We start from the raw sequence: 17135 nt of genomic DNA, 5'->3' as shown, positions 1-17135 counted from the left end.
GTTGCCTGGCCGGGTCAGATCTCGTCGATGGACGAGGACTCGAACCGGCTGGAGATGTTGATGCCGAGCTCTTCCGCTGCGCGGAAGGCGTCGTCGTCGGTGTCACGGAGGTTGACCGGCGTGCCGTCGGCCGAGAGGACCTCGACGTTCAGGCAGAGCGACTGCATCTCCTTCATGAGGACCTTGAACGACTCGGGGATGCCGGGCTCCTGGATGTTCTCGCCCTTGACGATCGCCTCGTAGACCTTGACGCGGCCGAGGATGTCGTCGGACTTGATCGTGAGGAGCTCCTGCAGTGCGTAGGCGGCACCGTAGGCCTCGAGGGCCCACACCTCCATCTCACCGAAGCGCTGACCACCGAACTGGGCCTTACCACCGAGCGGCTGCTGGGTGATCATCGAGTACGGACCCGTCGACCGCGCGTGGATCTTGTCGTCCACGAGGTGGTGCAGCTTCAGGATGTACATGTAGCCCACCGAGACCGGCGCCGGGAACGGGTCGCCGGAGCGGCCGTCGAACAGCAGCGTCTTTCCGCTGGAGCCGATGAGGCGGTCGCCGTCGCGGGTCACGTTGGTCGAGTCGAGCAGACCTGCGATCTCCTCCTCCGACGCGCCGTCGAACACCGGGGTGGCGACCTTCGTGCCGGGAGCGGCCTCGAAGGCCTCGGCCGGCAGGGACTTCGCCCATGCCGGGGTGCCCTCGACCTTCCAGCCCTGCTGCGCGATCCATCCGAGGTGCAGCTCGAGCACCTGGCCGAAGTTCATTCGACCGGGGATGCCGAGCGGGTTCAGGATGACCTGGACCGGCGTGCCGTCCGCGAGGAACGGCATGTCCTCGACGGGGAGGATCTTCGCGATGACGCCCTTGTTGCCGTGACGGCCGGCGAGCTTGTCACCCTCGGTGATCTTGCGCTTCTGGGCGATGTAGACCACGACGCGGCGGTTGACGCCCGAGCCGAGCTCGTCGTCGCCGTCCTCGGCGTTGAACTCCTTGACCGCGATGATCGTGCCCTGCTCACCGTGGGGCACCTTCAGCGACGTGTCGCGGACCTCGCGGCTCTTCTCGTTGAAGATCGCGCGGAGCAGGCGCTCCTCGGCCGACAGCTCGGTCTCGCCCTTGGGCGTGACCTTGCCGACGAGGATGTCGCCGGGACGGACCTCGGCGCCGATGCGGATGATGCCGCGCTCGTCGAGGTCCTTCAGCAGGTCGGGGCTGACGTTGGGGAGATCGCGGGTGATCTCCTCCTTGCCGAGCTTCGTGTCGCGGGCGTCGACCTCGTACTCCTCGATGTGGATCGAGGAGAGGGTGTCGTCCTTCACCAGGTCCTGGCTCAGGATGATCGCGTCTTCGAAGTTGTGACCCTCCCACGTCATGAACGCCACGAGGAGGTTCTTGCCGAGCGCGAGCTCGCCGTTCTCGGTCGCGGGGCCGTCGGCGATGACCTCGCCGACCTCGATGCGGTCGCCCGCGGAGACCACGACGCGCTGGTTGTAGCTCGTGCCCTGGTTGGAGCGGTCGAACTTGCGCAGGAAGTAGTCCTGCGTGCCGCCCTCGTCGAGCTGCACGGTCACGACGTCGGCCGAGACCTCGAGGACCACACCGGCCTTCTCGGCGGTGACCACGTCACCGGCGTCGATGGCCGCGAAGCCCTCCATGCCGGTGCCGACCACAGGCGACTCCGAGCGGAGGAGCGGAACGGCCTGGCGCTGCATGTTCGCACCCATGAGGGCGCGGTTCGCGTCGTCGTGCTCGAGGAACGGGATGAGCGAGGTCGCGACCGACACCATCTGGCGCGGCGACACGTCCATGTAGCCGATCTCCTCGGCGTGGAACAGGTCGACCTCGCCGCCCTTCTTGCGGGCGAGCACGCGGTCCTCGGTGAAGTGACCGTCGGCCTTGAGCGGCGCGTTGGCCTGGGCGACGATGAAGTCGTCCTCCTCCGACGCGGTCAGGTAGTCGATCTGCTCGGTGACCTTGCCGTTGACGACCTTGCGGTACGGCGTCTCGATGAAGCCGAACGCGTTGATGCGCGCGAACGAGGCGAGCGAGCCGATCAGGCCGATGTTCGGGCCTTCCGGGGTCTCGATCGGGCACATGCGGCCGTAGTGCGACGGGTGGACGTCACGGACCTCGACGCCGGCGCGCTCACGCGAGAGGCCGCCGGGGCCGAGCGCCGACAGGCGGCGCTTGTGGGTCAGACCCGCGAGCGGGTTGTTCTGGTCCATGAACTGCGACAGCTGCGAGGTTCCGAAGAACTCCTTGATCGCGGCGACGACGGGACGCACGTTGATCAGGGTCTGCGGCGTGATCGCCTCGATGTCCTGCGTGGTCATGCGCTCGCGGACGACGCGCTCCATGCGGGACAGGCCGGTGCGGACCTGGTTCTGGATGAGCTCGCCGACGGCGCGGATGCGACGGTTGCCGAAGTTGTCGATGTCGTCGATGTCGAGGCGAATCTCGGCCTGCTTGCCCGAGCGGATGCCCTCGAACGTCGTGTCGCCGCGGTGCAGGCGGACGAGGTACTTGATCGTGGCGACGATGTCGTCGACCGTGAGCACCGAGTCCGACAGCGGCTTGTCGAGGCCGAGCTTCTGGTTGATCTTGTAGCGACCCACCTTGGCGAGGTCGTAGCGCTTGGAGTTGAAGTAGAAGTTGTCCAGCAGCGCACGGGCGGCCTCGGCGGCGACCTGCTCGCCCGGACGGAGCTTGCGGTAGATGTCGCGGAGCGCGTCCTCCTTGGAGAGGATCGTGTCCTTCGAGAGGGTCTCCTCGATCGACTCGAAGCCGGCGAACTCGGCGAGGATGTCCTCGCTCGTCAGGCCGAGGGCCTTGAGGAAGACGGTGACCGACTGCTTGCGCTTGCGGTCGATGCGCACGCCGACCTGGTCGCGCTTGTCGATCTCGAACTCGAGCCACGCGCCGCGGCTCGGGATGACGCGCGCCGAGACGATGTCCTTGTCGGACGTCTTGTCGGGCGTCTTGTCGAAGTAGACACCGGGCGAGCGGACGAGCTGCGAGACGACGACACGCTCGGTGCCGTTGATGATGAACGTGCCCTTGCCGGTCTGGAGCGGGAAGTCGCCCATGAAGACCGTCTGCGTCTTGATCTCACCGGTCTGGTGGTTCATGAACTCGGCCTCGACGTAGAGCGGGGCGGAGTACGTCTTGCCGCGCTCCTTGCACTCCTCGATGGAGTACTTCTCGGGCTCGAGGTACGGGTTCGTGAACGAGAGCTGCATGGTCTCGCTCAGGTCCTCGATCGGCGAGATCTCCTCGAAGATCTCCTCAAGGCCGCTGATCTCGGGCACGTCGGTGCGGCCCGCAGCCTTGGCCTCGGCGACGCGGGCCTTCCAGCCCTCATTGCCGACGAGCCAGTCGAACGACTCCGTCTGAAGCGCGAGAAGGTCGGGGACCGTCAGCGTGTCGGAGATCTTGGCGAACGAGAGGCGGGATGCTCCGCGGCCGTTCTTGGGGGTGGTGGTGGATGCGTTGCGCGCAGCAGCCAAGGGGATTACCTCCGTGGGCCCGGGTCAGGGGCTCGTTTCCTTGTCGTCAGGGTGGAGTGCTCAGTCGTTTCCCCGATAACCCGCGCGGCACGCCTCGCGATCAAGCGAGGGGGCGCAGGCACAGCCGACCACCATATGAGGGCAGGGGGAATCCAAGAGCGCAAGGACCTACTATACGTGTCATGACGCGCCATGTCCAGCGGCATCCTTGACGACTTTCGGATGCTGCGGTATAACCGCGAGCGGAGGGGCATCCAGCCGCGGATTTCCGCCTGTCTTGATGGCGCGACAACCGCCTGCTGCGCCATGATGTGCACATGACTGGGGTCACACACCCCGTGATCCGCACTCCCGACCAGCGGATCCGGGTGTTCGTGAGCTCGACTCTGCGCGAGCTCGCCGACGAGCGTCGGGCGGTGCGTGGCGCCGTGGAGCGGATGCGGCTCGCGCCCGTCATGTTCGAACTGGGTGCGCGCCCCCATCCCCCGCGCGAGCTGTATCGCTCCTACTTGTCGCAGAGCGACGTGTTCATCGGCATCTACGGCGCGAGCTACGGCTGGGTGGCGCCCGACGAGGACGTCTCGGGACTGGAGGACGAGTACAACCTCGCACCGAAGGGGATGCCGAAGCTCATCTACATCAAGGAGTCGGCGACGCGGGACGAGCGCCTCACCGAGCTGATCGAGCGCATCCAGGCAGACGACACGGCGGCCTATCTGCACTTCCGCTCCGCGGAGGAGCTCGAGGATCAGGTCGCGGGCGATCTCGCGATGCTCCTGGCCGAGCGCTTCGACGAGTCCCGCATGGTCACCGACTCCGACGGCGACGGGGCCGCGGCATCCCTCATCGCACGCATTCCGGCGCCCTACACCGCCACCATCGGCAGGGACGCCGACATCGCGGCGGTGCGGGACGTGCTCGCCCGCGGGACGGACCGAGTGGTGAGCCTCATCGGTCCCGGCGGCATCGGCAAGAGCCGGCTGGCGATCGAGACGGCACTGGCATCCGAGGACCTCTTCCCCGACGGCACGTACTTCGTGCTGCTGGAGGGCGTCCTCGAGCCCGGCCTGCTGCTGCCGACCATCGCCTATCACCTGGGCATCCGCGACAACGGCGAGGCGGCGCTCGAGGAGCGCATCTCGCACGCGCTGGCCGACCGCAAGGTGCTCGTAGTGCTCGACAACTTCGAGCAGATCGTCGAGGCCGCTCCGGTGCTCGTCCGGCTCTACTCGGTCGCCCCGACCGCGACGTTCCTGGTCACGAGCCGGATCGTCCTGCGCATCCGCGGCGAGCGCGTGTACGAGGTGCCGACGCTGACGACTCCGCCGCAGGGCGCGTCGGCGAGTCTGGATCCGTCGACCCGCTCGGCCGCGGTCGCCCTCTTCGTCGACCGGGCGCAGGCCGTCAAGCCCGGCTTCGACGTGACCCCGGACAACGCCGCCGACCTGGCGGTGATCTGCCGGGCCCTCGAGGGCCTGCCCCTGGCGATCGAACTCGCTGCGGCGAAGACCCGCATCCTGACGCCCAGCGGGATCGCGCAGCGACTCGAGCAGAGCCTCCCCCTGCTGACGGCTGCGGTGCGCGACCTGCCGGAGCGTCACCGGACCATGAGGGCCACCATCGACTGGAGCGTGGGCCTGCTGCCGGAACCGCAGCGGGATCTCCTGGAGGATCTGGGAGTCTTCGCGACGCGCTTCACCCTCGAGGCCGTCGAGGCGCTGGCTCCAGGGCGGTCGTGGGAAGGCCAGGAGCTCGACGCCCTGGCGGCCCTCGTCGACAGCTCGCTCGTCACGCAGACCGAGATCGGCGGGCGCGCGGTGTTCTCGCTGCTCGCGATCGTGCGCGAGTACTCGCTGGGGCGCCTCAAGGCGCGAGGCGACGCCGACCGCGTGCGAGCGGCGCACGCGGACTACTACGTCGAATTCGTGCGGCGGGTGGCCCCCGGCCTGCGAGGCGATGGGCAGGCGCAGGCGGCCGTGCAGCTCGGACTGGAGCTGCCCAATCTTCGCGCGGCCGTCCGCCACCTCGTCTACACGGACCGCCTCGACGACGCCGGCGACTTCGCCTGGAGCCTGCTCATCTACTGGTGGATCTCGGGATTCTTCGCCGAGGTGCGCCTGTGGATGCTGGAGCTCCTCGAGAAGCAGCACGAGCAGCCGATCACCCCGCACACGCGGGCCGTCGCGTGGTTCCTCGCCCTGTGGGGCGAGATGTGGCAGCGGCCGAGCCCGCAGGTGGTGGCCGGGCTGGGAGAGTGCGTGCGGCTGTTCACCGAGAGCGGGGACGAGGATGCCGCGGCCATGGCGCTCGCCGCGCGGGCGACGGCGCGCGTGCAGCTCGTCGACCCCGATGTCGCCAAGGCCGAACGCGAGCTGCGCCGTGCGGTGGCCCGGCTGCGCGCGCTCGGCAACGGCTGGGCGGAGGCCATCACGGAGGTGTCGCTCGGCCGACTGGCCTGGGTGCGCGGCTCGATCGAGGAGGCGCTCGCGCACTTCGACCGCGCCACCGAGGTCGCCTCGGCCGGCGGCGACCTGTTCACCACGTCGGTCGCCGGCAACCTCCGTTCGAGACTGAACTTCCAGCTCGGACACATCGATCTCGCCGAGGACGAGTTCCTCCAGACCCTGCTCCTCTCGGTGGAGCTGCACTACGAGGAGGGCGTCGCGTACGGGCTCGAGGGGGTGTGCGCGGTCGCTGCGGCGAAGGGCGACGCGTGGCGCGCGTCCGCTCTCGCGGTGGCCGCCGGCGTGATCCGCCGTCGCATCGGCATCTTCGACGTCGAGGCGTTCACGGTGCACACCCCGTACCTCGACATCCTGCGCGGCCGGGATCCCGAGGTCGTCGCGGCCGGCGAGGCCGCCGGGGCCGAGCTGAGCGTGCCCGAGGCGGTGCGCCTGGCGCTCCCCGAAACGGAGCATGCGGGGGTCGAGGCGGCGCTGGCACACTGGTGATCCGACGGCCGGCTCTTGTCAGCCACGGTCATTATCGATAATCTATAGCCGTCTCCTTGGCAACGACGTCTGGAAAATCCTTGAGCGATGAACTGAGCCCCTCCCCCGCCCTGCCGACGCATGAGAGGCCGCTTCCTCGCTTCTCCGCGTCCGTGCCCGTGCAGTCTCCTCCGGAGTGGGCCGTGCTTCAGCGCCGCCTGTTCGACGTCATGGACGAGGGCTGGCGCGAGCTGGTGGCGCGCTTCTGCGAGGAGGACGGACGGCTGCGGTTCTCACGCGCGTTCACCGACACGCGCGACGGCTCGGACGACTTCTACGAGCCCTTCTTCAACTGGCCGGCGCTGTACATGCTCGGCGGCGCCGACGATCTCCTTGAGGCCCTGAAGCACCACTGGCGCGGAATCACGGCGCAGATGACCGAGGCCGGGTTCGTTGTGGACGATCTCGAGCGCGGCTACGACTGGTTCCACAACGGCGAGGCGCTGATCTACTTCTACGGCATCTGCGCGGCCGACCCGTCGGACGAGGCGTTCCGCGAGCGCGCCCGCCGCCTCGCCGACTACTACCTCCCGGGCAGCGTCAACTACGACGAAGCGACCAACACCATCGGCGCACCCCACAACGGCTCGATGGGTCTGCGTCCCGGTGTCGGCCCGGAATGGGAGACCTATCCGGCGAACCAGCCCCTCATGGCCCAGTACGGCCTGCCGCTGCACCACGTGCCCGGGATCGTCGAGTGGGACGACCTGGGCAAGCCCGGGATGGCCGACCGCATGGGTCAGGCCATGCAGACCCGCATGGGCAACGGCGACATCCCCATGAACCTCGCGGCCACCTCGCTCGCCGCCAACGCGTGGCTGTACGACGGCGACGCGAAGTACGCCGAGTGGATCACGCGGTACGTGGACGGCTGGGTGGAGCGCGCCAACGCCAACTCGGGCATCGTTCCCGACAACGTCGACCTGGACGGCGTCGCCGGCGGCATGCAGGACGGCCGCTGGTACGGCGGGCACTACGGGTGGACGTGGCCGCACGGCATCGCCAGCATCGGCATGGGAACCCTCATCGCCGGCCAGAACGCGGCGCTGGTCACCGGCGACGACTCGTACTTCGACCTCACCCGCGTGCCGCTGGACCTCGTCATCGAGAACGCGGTCATGGAGGAGCCCGACGTCGACCAGCCGCTGAGCCTGCGCGGCTCGTGGATGGCCCGCATGGGCAACAAGACCACCGGCCTGTACGAGGACGAGAAGGCCGGCATGCTCGTGCCGATGCGCTACGGCCAGGACGGCTGGTTCGACTACGGCCCCATGCTGAACGCCTTTCCGACCTGGCTGTGGTGGTGGACGATGAACGACCAGGACACGCAGCGGCTCGAGCGGGTCCTCGAACAGGGCATCGTCGACCCCACCGTGGTCGCCGAGTTCCGCGACAAGGAAGAGGCCGGCCACGAAGCACCGTGGGTGTCCTACCTGTGGGGAGCCAACCCGGACTACCCCGAGCGCGCGCTGACCATGGCCCTCGGTCAGGTCAACCACCGCCTCGACCTGATGGACCTCTTCCCGTTCGACCCGCAGAAGTCGCACATCCACTACTGGCAGGGGGTCAACCCCGTGGTGACCGAGGTGCTCACGCAGCTCACGACCGGTGCGCCGCCCGCGCTGTACAACGGCGGCCTGCAGCACGCCCGCGTGCGCTACTACGACCGTGCCGCCGGGCGTCCGGGCCTCCCGCCCGAGGTGTCGGCCCTGGTGTCGAAGATCACCCCGGACAGCGTCACGCTGGAGCTCGTCAACCTCGGCGTCCGCCGCGGCGCGAGCGTCGTCGTGCAGGCCGGAGCATTCGGCGAGGACCGCATCGACGAGGTCGAGGCGACCGTCATCGACGAGGGCGACTACCCCGGCAAGATCATCGACTTCGCCACGCCGGAGGTCCGCACGAAGACGACCCGCAGGGCGGTGAGCACCAACCGCATCGAGGTCGAGCTGCCCGCGCGCAAGAAGATCACGCTCACGCTCACGCTCACTCCGAAGGCGTACCCCGCCCGGCACCAGCTCAACCCGTAGCCGGGGCTCAGCTCGCCGTCCGGGCGTGACGGAAGCGGATGCCGGTGCCCGGCCGTGCCTGCGCGAGCAGGTCGAGCGCGGCATCCGTCACCACCGCGATGACGGGGTAGCCGCCCGTCACGGGGCCGTCCGACAGCAGGATCGTCGGCCGGCCGCTCGGCGGGACCTGCAGCGCGCCGGGCACCATGCCCTCGCTCGCGAGCTCCCCGGTGCGGATGCGTGCGAGCTCGGGGCCGTCCAGACGCACACCCACGCGGTCGGCGTCGCTCGTGACCGTCCACACGGCCTCGAACAGCTGCTCGTGAGCGGCCGGCGCGAACCAGTCCGCGCGGGGCCCGGGCGCGAGTTCGAGCACGAGCTCGTCGTCGTGCGGCATCCCCCACAGTGCGGGCGGCCCGACCGGGATCGGGCCGGCGATGTCGTCGCGCACGCCGATCACGTCGCCGCGCCGGAGAGGAGCCGGTCCGAGCCCGGCCAGCAGGTCGGTCGCGCGCGAGCCGAGCGCCGGCGGCCCGTCCAAGCCGCCGCGCACCGCGAGACACGCGCGCGCGCCGTGCGCGAACCAGTCGACGTGCAGCTCTGCGCCCGCGGGCCAGCGGTGCGCTTGGAACGGGTCCACCTCGTGGCCGTCGAGCCGGATCGGACCCCAGGCGCCGGTCACCGCGAACCAGAGCTCGGACCGCGCCACGGCCCGGAAGCCGCCCATCGTCACCTCGATCGCCGCGGCGTTCTCGCCGTTGCCGAGCAGGCGGTTCGCCGTCCGCAGGGCGGCACGGTCGAGCGCGCCCGAGGTCGCTACGCCGAGGGCGGCCGACCCGGCGCGGCCGAGGTCCTGCAGGGTTGCGAGCAGGCCGGGCTCGACGACCTCGATCGATGCTCCGTCCGGCGGGCGCACGGCGGCAGGAGATCCTGTGCTCGCGCGCACCGGCGACGATCCGCCGGACAGCTCCCGGAATCGGACGCGCGTCCCCGGCGCGAGAAGCGCGGGGGACGCGGCATCCGGATCGAAAAGCCGTGCTCCGGTCGTCCCGATCAGCCGCCAGCCGCCGGGGGTATCGCGGGGGTAGGCGCCGGAGAACTCGCCCGCGAGCGCGACCGACCCGGCCGGCACCCGGGTGCGCGGGGCGTCCAGGCGGGGGACGTCGAAGGGCCAGTCACCGCTGACGAGGTACCCGAAACCCGGCGCGAAGCCCGTGAACGCGACCGTCCACTCGGCGCCGGTGTGCCGCTGCACGAGCTCGGCGGGCGTCACGCCCAGCAGCTCGGCCGTCTCGGCCAGGTCGGCGCCGTCATAGGCGACCTCGAGCTCGACGGTCTCGCCGGGTGCCGCCGCTGCGCTCTGAGCCGCCTGTGCGACGCCGAGCGCCCAGGCACGAGCGGCCGAGAGCGGGAGCACACGCGGATCGACGCGGACCAGGACCGTCCGCGCGGCGGGCACGAGATCGACGACGCCGTCCGGGCGGGCGGATTCCAGCGCCGCGAGCAGCGCGAGCACCTCGTCGAGCGAGCCGGTCTCGAGCAGGAACGCGCGCTCCCCCACCGGGAGCACCTGCACGCTCACCACGGCGCGCGCACCTCGATGCCGTCCGCGTCGAGGGCCGACCGCACGGCGCGGGCCATCGCCACCGCCGACGGCGAGTCGCCGTGCAGGCACAGGGAGGCGGCATCCACCTCGACGAGTGCTCCGTCCGCGGCCTCGACGACTCCCTCGCGCACGAGCCGGATCGCGCGTGTCGCCACGGCGTCGGGGTCGTCGAGCAGCGCTCCGGCCGCGCCCCGCGGGACGAGGCCGCCGGCAGCGGTGTAGCCGCGGTCCAGGAAGGCCTCGCGCACGAAGGGCAGACCGACGGATGCCGCGGCCGCCGCGATTCGGCCGCTCAGGCCCAGGATCGGCAGCGCGCGGCCGAGGAGGTCGGACTGATCGGCGATGGCCCGGGCGACCGCGTGGGCCTGCGCGTCGTCGTGCGCGACGGCGTGGTAGAGCGCGCCGTGCGGCTTCACGTACCGCACGTCGGCGCCGGCCGCGACGAGGGCGCCGAGCTGCACCGCGACGGTCTCGGCGAGCTCGTCCGGGCTCAAGCTCATGGCCACGCGACCGAAGCCGGCCCGATCCGGGTAGGACGGGTGCGCGCCGACCGCGACACCGTGCCGCGCGGCGCGTGCCACCGCCTCGGCCATGGCCGCGGCATCCCCCGCATGCCCGCCGCAGGCGACGCTCGCGCTCGAGATCACCGCGAACATCGCCTCGTCGTCGGCCGTCGGCACGCCGTCGATGGTCTCGCCCAGATCGGCGTTGAGATCGATGGCCGCCATAGGTCCACGCTAGTCCGCTCCGGGACGCCGTCGGCCTGGGCACAACTCCTCAAAACCGAGGGCTTGTGAGCCGAAATGCCGGGAAAGGGAGGGAGCGGCATCCGATCTTGAGGAGTTGTGCTCAATGGCGCCGCGAGCGAGCCCCGGAGGCCCGCGTCACGACTGCGTAAAACCTCGTGCGCGGCACGTGCGCGTGCGGCCCGAGGGAGGCAGGATGGACGAATGGCCCGATCCACCGAACGTCTCGCAGCGGGCACGCCGCTGCTCCAGGTCCGCGACGTCGCGGTCCAGTTCCAGACCATGGACGGGCCGGTCAACGCGGTCGAGGGCGTCGACCTCGACCTCGCCGCCGGCGAAACGCTCGCCATCGTCGGCGAGTCGGGTTCGGGCAAGTCGACGACCGCCATGGCCGTCATCGGCCTCCTGCCCGGCAACGGCAAGGTCACCCGCGGCAGCATCATGTTCGAGGGCGAAGACCTCGTCGGCGCCTCCGAAGGCGTGATGCGCACGATCCGCGGGCGCTCGATCGGCCTGGTGCCGCAGGACCCGATGTCCAACCTCAACCCGGTCGCCAAGATCGGGACGCAGATCGCCGAGACGCTGCTCGCGCACGGCCTGGCCACGCGCAAGAACGTCGACAAGCGCGTCGTCGAGACCCTGGCCGCGGCGGGCCTGCCCAACGCCGAGGAGCGTGCCAAGCAGTACCCGCACGAGTTCTCGGGCGGCATGCGCCAGCGCGCGCTCATCGCCATCGGCCTCGCGTGCAACCCCAAGCTGCTGATCGCCGACGAGCCCACCAGCGCCCTTGACGTGACGGTGCAGAAGACGATCCTCGACCAGCTCGAGCGTATGACCGGCGAGCTCGGCACCGCCCTCATGCTCATCACGCACGACCTCGGCCTGGCGGCCGAGCGGGCATCGCGCGTCGTCGTGATGAACCGCGGCCGCATCGTCGAGCAGGGCCCGGCGCGGCAGATCCTCGAGGACCCGCAGCAGCCCTATACGCAGGCGCTCGTCCGGGCCGCTCCGTCGGTGTCGGCGGTGCGGCTGCGGCCCGAGGTGTTCCGGACGACCGTTTCCGGCATCCCCGAGATCGCGAAGACGGATGCCGCGGCCGTGGTCACCGAGCGCCCGGAGGCCGCCGCGCCCTCGACGCCGGCCGAGGCAGCCGTGGTCGACAACATCGTCGAGGTGGAGGGCCTGACCAAGGTCTTCAAGGTGCGGGGCAGCAAGGAGGACTTCGTCGCGGTGGACGACGTGTCGTTCTCGATCCCGCGCGGCGAGACCGTCGCGATCGTCGGTGAGTCCGGATCGGGCAAGACCACCACCGCTCGCATGATGCTCAAGGTCGTCGAACCCACCAAGGGCGTGATGCGCTTCGACGGGACGGATGTCGCGACCTTCAAGGGCAAGCAGCTCAAGGAGTTCCGCCAGCGTGTGCAGCCGATCTTCCAGGACCCCTACTCGTCGTTGAACCCGATGTTCTCGATCGAGCGGATCATCACCGAGCCGCTGGACTTCTACAAGCGCGGATCGGCCAAGGAGCGCGCTGCGCGCGTGCGGCAGCTGCTCGACGACGTCGCGCTGCCGCAGACGATGCTGCGCCGCTACCCGTCGGAGCTCTCGGGCGGTCAGCGTCAGCGCGTCGCGATCGCGCGCGCCCTCGCGCTCTCCCCCGACCTCATCGTGTGCGACGAGCCGGTGTCGGCTCTCGACGTGCTCGTGCAGGACCAGGTGCTGACGCTGCTGCGCGATCTCCAGGGCGAGTACGGCCTGAGCTACCTCTTCATCTCGCACGACCTCGCGGTGGTGCGCCTCATCAGCGACTACGTCTGCGTGATGAAGGACGGCGCTCTCGTGGAGGCGGCCTCGAGCGAGGAGATCTTCACGAACCCGCGCGACCCCTACACCCGCCGGCTCCTGGCCTCGATCCCGGGCAACGAGCTCGACATCGCCGTCTGACCCCGCGGGCGGCGCGGCGGCGCGGCGCGGCGCGCCGTGCGAGCGCCGCTTCACCGAGGCACGCCGAGCCCGCTGAGGCACGCATTGTGTGCTGATGCACGCCGATGATCCGCATGCCTCGTAAGGAAGCGCGTGCGTCGGCCAAGGGGCAGCCCGAACCAACGCGCAACCCAGGTCTGCCCTTTCCCACGAGCGACGCCAGGGTCGCTGCATCCGCGGAGCGAAGCGATTCGCGGTCCGGCGCGCGTGGCACCGGGTCTGGCGGGAGCCCCGGGCGAAGCCCGGCGCAAGGGCAGCGCGCCGGACCGCGATCGCGCAGCGACCCCCAGCGAAACCTCAGCGAGCCCGCGTGCGAGGAGCACCGGGTCTGGCGGGAGCCCCGGGCGAAGCCCGGCGCGAGGGCAGCGCGCCGGACCGCGAATCGCGTAGCGGACCCCGACGAAACCTCAGCGAGCCCGCGTGCGAGGATCCATGGCCTCCCGCAGCGCCTCGCCGAGCAGCGTGAAGCCGAGCGCGGTGATGGTGATGCAGATGCCGGGCAGGAACGCGAGCGACGGCGCGATGGCGAGCTCGAGCTGCGCGTACGTCAGCATGCGCCCCCATTCCGCCGTCTGCGGCACGTCGCCGCCGAGTCCGAGGTACGACAGCGCGGCGGCCTCGATCACGGCCGTGGCGAGCGAGAGCGTGCCCTGAACGATGACCGGTCCGACCGCGTTGGGCAGCACGTGCGACATGGTGATCTTGCCGCGCCCAAGCCCGAGGGTCTGCGCCGACAGGACGTAGTCCGCGTTGCGCTGCTGCAGCATCGAGGCGCGCAGCAGGCGCGCGAACACCGGCACCTGGACCACGCCGATGGCGATCATGAGCGAGCCCTGGTTCTGGCCGATCACCGCCGCGACCGAGACCGCGAGCAGCAGCGACGGGACCGACAGCATGATGTCGACGATGCGCATGATGAGCGTGTCGACCCAGCCTCCGAACATGCCGCACAGGAAGCCGAGGATCATGCCGCCGATGAGGCCGATGGCGGTCGAGACGACGCCGATGATGAGCGTCGCCCGAGCGCCCCAGATGAGCTTCGAGAGCACGTCGCCGCCGAAGCGGTCGAGTCCGAGCGGGAACTGCTCGAGCTCCCCCGGGCCGGGGATGTGCGTCGGGGTGATGTAGCGCTGCCCCGGGAGTTCGGTCGGCCCGTACGGAGCGAGCCACGGCGCCAGGATCGCCACGAGCAGGAAGACGGCGATGATCGCGGCGCCCACCCAGGCGCTGGGGTTCTTGCGGAGGCGCCGGAGGACGTCGGGCCAGAATCCGCCGCCGGACGTCTTGGCGCCGAGCAGCTCCTTGTCGTCGATCGAGGTGTCGTCGACGGGGCCGCCGCTGGGCGCGGGGGGCAGCATCGCGGAGGTCATGAGACCCTCACTCTCGGGTCGATGAAGCTGTAGGACACGTCCACCGCGAGGTTGATCAGCGCGTATCCGACGGCGATGAAGATGATGAACCCCTGCAGGACCGGATAGTCGCGCGAGAAGATCGCGCGGTACAGGAACGAGCCGATGCCGGGGAAGGCGAAGACGGTCTCGGTGAGGACCGCGCCCGAGATGAGCAGACCGACCTGCAGGCCGATCGTGGTGATCACCGGGAGCATCGCGTTGCGCAGGATGAACCGGCTGCGGATCGTGCCCCGCGCCACGCCCTTGGCCATGCCGGTGCGGACGTAGTCGGAGTTCTGCACCTCGAGGACCGAGGCGCGGGTGATGCGCACGATGATCGCCAGCGGGATGGTCGCGAGCGCGATTCCGGGGAGGATCAGGTGCGTGAAGGCGTCCCACGCGGCATCCCATTCACCCGTGAGGATGCCGTCGAGAACGTAGAAGCCGGTGTAGTGCGTGGCGTCCATGCGCGGGTCCTGGCGCCCCTCCGAGGGGAGCCAGCCGAGCTGGACCGCGAAGATCCACTTCAGGATGAACGCGAGGAAGAACACCGGGATCGTGATGCCGATGAGGCTCGACGCGACCAGCACGTGGTCGGATGCCCGGCCGTGCCGGCGGGCGGCGAGATAGCCGAGCGGGATGCCGACGCCCACCGCGATGATGATCGCGAAGATGCTGAGTTCGAGGGTGGCCGGCAGGCGGCGCGCGAACTCCTCGATCACGGGTGCGCGGGTCTGCAGCGAGGTGCCGAAGTCTCCGGAGAGCAGCTGGCCGAGCCACGTGAAGTACTGCTCGATGAGCGGCTTGTTGAAGCCGTAGGCCTCGTTGATCTCCTCGATCGCCTCGGGCGTGGCCCGCTCGCCCAGCAGGGCCACGGCCGGTCCGCCGGGGAGCGCGCGCACCCAGAGGAAGAGGAGGACGGACAGTCCGAACAGGGTCGGGATCAGCAGGAGGAGCCTGTGACCGATGGTGCGTAGCACGGATGGTTCTCCGGGAGTCGGGCAGCGGGAGCGCCGCCGGGCCGAGCGGGGAGGGGAGAGCGGATGCCGCGACCCGGGGCCGCGGCATCCGCTCTGCTCGTCTTACTCGCTCAGCTCGACGAGGTTGTAGACCTCGTCCTGGACAGGGCTGGCCGGGTACGAGGTGACGCGCTCGGCGAAGGCCAGCGTCGGCACCGGGTGGGCCAGCGGGAGTCCGGGCAGGAACTCCATGATCTGCTCGTTGATCGCGAGGTACGCGGCCTCCTGCTCCTCGGCCGTCGCGAGGCCGCGGGCCTCGGTCAGCGCCGCGGTCAGCTCCGCGTTCTCGAAGCCCCACTCGTTGCCGGCGGAGGCGAAGAACGTGCCCACGAAGTTGTCGGGGTCGTTGTAGTCGCCGGTCCAGCCGAGCAGGTGGATGCCATGGTCGCTGCCGCCCTGGATGCGGTCGAGGTAGGTGGGGTTCCACTCCTCGCCGACCGGGGTGAGCACGATTCCGACAGCCTCGAGCTGCGACGCCAGGTTGGTGTAGATCTGCTCCGGGTTCGGCATGTACGGACGCGACACGTTGACGGGGTAGTTGAACTGCAGCGTCAGCGGGTTCGCCTCGTCGAAGCCGGCCTCGGCCAGCAGCGCCTTGGCCGCCTCGGGGTCGTACTCGTACGTCGTGACGTCCTCGTTCCAGCCGATGACCGCGGGCGGCATGAACTCACGCGCGACCTCGGTGCCCTCGGGCAGCACCTGGGTGACCAGCTGCTCCTTGTCGACCGCGTGCGCGATCGCCTGACGGACCTTGATGTCGGCGAGTGCCGGGTCGGCCTGGTTCATCGCGAGGTAGAGGATGTTGAACGGGTCGCGGTTGACCAGCATGAAGCCGGCCTCCTCGAGCGCGCCGAGGTCGGCGGGGGCGACGAGGTCGTAGCCGTCGATGCTGCCGGACTCGAGTGCCTGGCGACGCGCGGTGGTGTCGCCGATGACCTGGAAGATGACCTCCTGGACCTGGCCCTGCTCGCCCCAGTAGTCCTCGTACGCGCTGAGGCTGAGGGACTCGCCCGGCGCCCACGACTCGAACTTGAAGGGACCGGTGCCGACCGGGTGGCCCTGCGCGTACTCGGAGAGCACCGGCGCCTCGGCCGTGCCGCCGACCTCGTCGGCGGCGAACTCCTCGAGCGCCGCGGGGCTCTGGATCGCGAAGGACGGCAGCGACAGCGCGGGGATGAATCCGGCGAAGGGCTGCGTGAGGGTGATGACGGCCTCGGTGTCGCTGGTGGCCTCGCAGCCGCCGTAGATCGACGTGCCGGTCTCGGCGTAGCCGCGCATCAGCTTGCCCCAGTAGTACGACAGGCTCTCGCTCGCCGCCACGCCGGTGAAGTTGTTCATCCGGTCGAAGTTGAAGCACACGGCCTCGGCGTTGAAGTCGGTCCCGTCGTGGAACGTGACGCCGTCCTTGAGCGCGAACGTGTAGGTGAGGCCGTCCTCGGACTGCTCCCAGCTCTCGGCGAGACCGGGGGCGGGGTCGGCCGTTCCCGGCTCGACGCCGACGAGGCCCTCGAAGATCTGGCGGGACACACGGAAGGTCTCGCCGTCGTTGGCCATGGCCGGGTCGAGACCCGAGACGTCGCCCGAAGCGCCGAAGACGAACGTCGAGTCGACGTCGCCGGCCTCTTCGCTGGCGCCGCCTTCTTCGCGCTGACTCGCGCACGCGGTGAGGACGATCGCCCCGACGGCGATCGCTGCGGCGCCGGCAAGCAGGCGCCTCTTCGAAGTGTGGAGCATGTGCTGTGCACCTTCCATGTCGTGTGGGCCCCGCTGCACATCGATGTGGAGCAGAGGTGCGCGCAGCCCTCAGGGGGTGTGATGAATCGACGCTACCCGGACCGGGCAGTCACGACTGTTACACCTGTGTCTCGATTGTATTTCGACGATGACA

9 protein-coding genes are annotated in these 17135 nt (G+C 69.9%); 3 read left to right on the top strand and 6 right to left on the bottom strand.

Going from position 1 to position 17135, the window contains the following annotated elements; all coding sequences use genetic code 11:
• Window positions 1-14: 14 nt before the first annotated feature.
• Window positions 15-3506 carry a DNA-directed RNA polymerase subunit beta gene (gene rpoB / locus ASD56_RS06720; protein WP_055962806.1) on the bottom strand — a complete coding sequence of 1164 codons (3492 nt, stop codon included), beginning with the start codon at window positions 3504-3506 and terminating at the stop codon, window positions 15-17.
• Between the two features lie 317 nt (window positions 3507-3823).
• Here rpoB and ASD56_RS06715 point away from each other — a divergent pair, with 317 nt between their 5' ends.
• Window positions 3824-6457, top strand: a complete 2634-nt coding sequence (locus tag ASD56_RS06715; RefSeq protein WP_082541290.1) for a DUF4062 domain-containing protein — start codon at window positions 3824-3826, stop codon at window positions 6455-6457.
• A gap of 182 nt (window positions 6458-6639) precedes the next feature.
• Window positions 6640-8523, top strand: coding sequence for a hypothetical protein (locus ASD56_RS06710; RefSeq protein WP_055962801.1), 1884 nt, complete (start codon window positions 6640-6642; stop codon window positions 8521-8523).
• A 7-nt stretch (window positions 8524-8530) separates the two neighbouring features.
• Here ASD56_RS06710 and ASD56_RS06705 read toward each other — a convergent pair whose 3' ends face one another.
• A complete protein-coding gene (locus ASD56_RS06705; protein ID WP_200947463.1) occupies window positions 8531-10087 on the bottom strand; it encodes an urea amidolyase family protein in 1557 nt (518 codons plus the stop codon).
• The gene (locus ASD56_RS06700) at window positions 10081-10836 is read right to left on the bottom strand and encodes a LamB/YcsF family protein (RefSeq protein ID WP_055962798.1); all 756 of its coding nucleotides are present in this window, start codon (window positions 10834-10836) and stop codon (window positions 10081-10083) included. Before ASD56_RS06700 ends, ASD56_RS06705 begins: the two co-directional genes overlap by 7 nt.
• A gap of 222 nt (window positions 10837-11058) precedes the next feature.
• On the opposite strand from ASD56_RS06700, the gene ASD56_RS06695 reads away from it, so the two are divergent.
• Window positions 11059-12798 (top strand): ABC transporter ATP-binding protein, encoded by a 1740-nt coding sequence (locus ASD56_RS06695; RefSeq protein WP_055962795.1) that lies wholly within the window; start codon window positions 11059-11061, stop codon window positions 12796-12798.
• 446 nt (window positions 12799-13244) lie between these two features.
• Here the strand turns inward: ASD56_RS06695 and ASD56_RS06690 are convergent, their stop codons facing one another.
• The 3 genes from ASD56_RS06690 to ASD56_RS06680 all read right to left on the bottom strand — a co-directional run bounded on the left by ASD56_RS06690 (window position 13245) and on the right by ASD56_RS06680 (window position 16981).
• On the bottom strand, window positions 13245-14207 hold the full coding sequence (locus tag ASD56_RS06690; protein WP_055962792.1) for an ABC transporter permease: 963 nt from the start codon (window positions 14205-14207) through the stop codon (window positions 13245-13247).
• Window positions 14204-15208: an ABC transporter permease gene (locus ASD56_RS06685; RefSeq protein ID WP_055962790.1), complete on the bottom strand. Its 1005-nt coding sequence runs from the start codon at window positions 15206-15208 to the stop codon at window positions 14204-14206. The genes ASD56_RS06690 and ASD56_RS06685 overlap by 4 nt, the downstream gene beginning before the upstream one ends.
• 102 nt (window positions 15209-15310) lie before the next feature.
• A complete protein-coding gene (locus tag ASD56_RS06680) occupies window positions 15311-16981 on the bottom strand; it encodes an ABC transporter substrate-binding protein (RefSeq protein WP_055963782.1) in 1671 nt (556 codons plus the stop codon).
• Window positions 16982-17135: the final 154 nt, after the last annotated feature.

It is taken from the genome of Microbacterium sp. Root166, from assembly GCF_001427145.1.
Taxonomy (GTDB): domain Bacteria; phylum Actinomycetota; class Actinomycetes; order Actinomycetales; family Microbacteriaceae; genus Microbacterium.
This window is presented reverse-complemented; position numbering and strand designations above follow the sequence as displayed.